A 318-nucleotide genomic window follows, 5' to 3' on the forward strand; every position below is an offset into this window, starting at 1 on the left:
CAATTCAACGGCTTCTACGGAAACTGTAACCGCTTGTGATAGTTACACCTGGGCTGAAAATGGTACTAAATATACAAGCTCCGGAACTTATGTGAATAACGTAGGTTGTGATACCAAGACATTGGTATTGACCATTACCAATTCAACAGCTTCTACGGAAACAATAGCTGCCTGTGACAGTTACACCTGGGCTGAAAATGGTACTAAATATACAAGTTCAGGAACTTATGTAAATAACGTAGGTTGTGATACCAAAACATTGGTATTGACCATTACCAATTCAACAGCTTCAACGGAAACTGTAACCGCTTGTGACAG

The 318-nt window shown here is 39.9% G+C and carries 1 protein-coding gene; it reads left to right on the forward strand.

The window, feature by feature from the left end; genetic code table 11:
* On the forward strand, window positions 1-318 hold a 318-nt coding region (locus tag GJU43_RS23005; RefSeq protein WP_195760096.1), incomplete at both ends, for a hypothetical protein.

This window comes from Flavobacterium sp. LC2016-23 (assembly GCF_009674775.1).
Classification (GTDB): Bacteria; Bacteroidota; Bacteroidia; order Flavobacteriales; family Flavobacteriaceae; genus Flavobacterium.